General features: G+C 69.1%; 2 protein-coding genes. Both read right to left on the minus strand.

All coding sequences use genetic code 11. The features are described 5' to 3' along the window. Nucleotides 1–294 precede the first annotated feature (294 nt). A complete protein-coding gene (locus Q0L11_RS19525; RefSeq protein WP_296599461.1) occupies nt 295–1,209 on the minus strand; it encodes a hypothetical protein in 915 nt (304 codons plus the stop codon). Between the two features lie 4 nt (nt 1,210–1,213). Beyond that, nucleotides 1,214–2,044, minus strand: a complete 831-nt coding sequence (locus tag Q0L11_RS19530) for a DUF2807 domain-containing protein (RefSeq protein ID WP_296599462.1) — start codon at nt 2,042–2,044, stop codon at nt 1,214–1,216. Nucleotides 2,045–2,192: the final 148 nt, after the last annotated feature.

A 2,192-nucleotide genomic window follows, 5' to 3' on the forward strand; every position in this document is an offset into this window, starting at 1 on the left:
TGTTTTGAGCCATTTCGCTCTTACGTTTCCCTACAGACGGCGGGCGCCCGCGTGACCTTGACCATTTCAAAGACCAGCCCGAATTCTCTTGCGAGAGCTCGTACGCGATAGTCCGCACAAACGACTTAGGCCCGCGCGGTCCCGCGAGGGCCTACTCCCGAAACGCTTTGTGAAAGCACTGTCTCGAGCCGTTCCGCGGTCCGCGTCTGTGCCGAAGCACACAGCCGGTCCAACAGGAGCCGCGGTAATACCTATGCGACTCGGCCCCGTCAAGGGGGCCGGCCTGCTTCTCCGTCAGAGCAGCGCACGCTGCAGGTGCGCCGGCAGGTCGGCCTCCGCCGCGCCGCCAGCATCGGTGAGCATCATGGTCACCATCCGGTAGGCCGTCAGCGCGCCCGGCTTCCAGTTGGGCGCGATCAGCAGGTCGCCCACCCGGATGAAGTCGTTGATGTAGACGCCGCCTGCACGCGTATCCATCACCGTGGCCGCCTTGCCGCCCGGCCTGACGTAGAAGAGCCGGCCCGGCCATTCGCTGACGAAGTAGTTGTCACCGTCGGCGCGGGCGATGCCGTCGGCCAGGCCTAGGCCGTCGGCGAGCACCTTGGAGGCGCGGGTCCGATAGTCGATGGCGAGCAGCTTGCCTTCCATGGTGGTGACCAGCAGGCGCTCGGCCTCGGGCAGCAGGCCGTTCACCGATTTCAGCAGCGGGTCGGCGGACCAGACGACCATCGCCCCGCCCTGCAGCGCAAAGATGCGCCCCGTCCCGGAGTCGGCGACCAGCACGGTTCCGTCCGGCGCCACGCCCACGTCGTTCAGGAAGGTCGCGCCCGGCGCCGGATAGCGCGCGACGATCTTTCCCGCGGCGGTGTCGATCTCCACGAGATTGTCGATGTCGGAGACGTAGAGCTTGCCGCCGGAGACCACGGCTCCCTTCGGCGCGTCGAGCCCCGTCACCCAGGCGCGCTGCAGCATCTTGCCGCCGATCGACACCCGGCTGACGAAGCCGTTGCCGTCCTTCACGTCCCCCTCCCCCGCGACGTTGGCGACGTAGAGGGTGCGGCCGTCGGCGGCGAGCGCCACGCTCTCCGGGTCCGCAAGGCCCGTGAGCCGCCAAACCGGCTCGCGGGTTTCCTGGCGGGCCAGGTCCCGGGAGGGGGCGTCGTCGCAGCCGGCGGTCAGGAGAACGAGCCCCAGGATGAGAGCCCGCATGGGATCAGCGGCCGATGCGGACCGAGCCCGACCCCATGATGGTCTTGGAGACCTCGCCCCGGACCTCGGCGGCGGTCACGTCGCCCGAGCCCGCGATCCGGGCCTTGAGGCTGTCGGCAGAGCCGCCGAAGTCCACGTCGCCCGATCCCGCGATCGCGACCTTCATGGCGCTGGCCTGGCCGGAACCGATGTCCACATCGCCCGACCCGGCCACCGAGATCTCCAGGGGGCCAGAGGCCGAACGCACGTGCGCCGAGCCCGAGCCGGCGATGCTGATGTCCAGGCCGTTCTTCACGTCGGCCGTGGCGACGTCGCCCGAGCCGGCGACACGGATCTTGAGCGAGCCGGCCGAGCCCATCCGGGTGTCGCCCGAGCCGGCCTGGCTGATCTTGGCCTCGCCTTCCACGTTGGCCACCGTCCAGTCGCCGCAGCCCGAGTTGCCGAGGTCGAGGCTGGCCGAACGCCCCACGGCGCCGAACACGGCCCCGCCGGCTTCGAGCTGCACGTCGCGCGGCGTGTGGATCACCACCTGGGGCATCTCGGCGTACGAGAAGCTGCCGACGTCGCGGACGTCGACGGAGGCGCGCTCCCCCGAGCCGCGGCAGTTGCGGATCTTGCGGTCGAGATTGCCGTCCACGATCGTGCGGCCGGCCAGGCTGCGCACGCTGAGCGGCAGCTTCGCATTGGGCGAGATCACCTCGACCTTGATGTCCGAGCGGTTCTCCGGGACCACGGTGACGCGGGCCACCGCGTCCTTGATCTCGACGGAGGCGGCCTGGGCGGCCCCCGCGGACAGCGCGGCGGCGGCGGCCAGAAGGATCGTTTGAAGACGCATCGTCCTCTCTCCCAAGTCGAAAGCGTTGAGCCGGAAGCTAGAGGGCCACACGAGGCGAGGCAGCTTAAATGTCGGTCATGACAGAGAAGTCATGGAGGCAAGCAAAAGGGCCGCCGGAGTGATCCGACGGCCCTTGAGTTCGATAGTC

The sequence above is a fragment of the Phenylobacterium sp. genome, assembly GCF_024508875.1.
GTDB lineage: Bacteria > Pseudomonadota > Alphaproteobacteria > Caulobacterales > Caulobacteraceae > Phenylobacterium.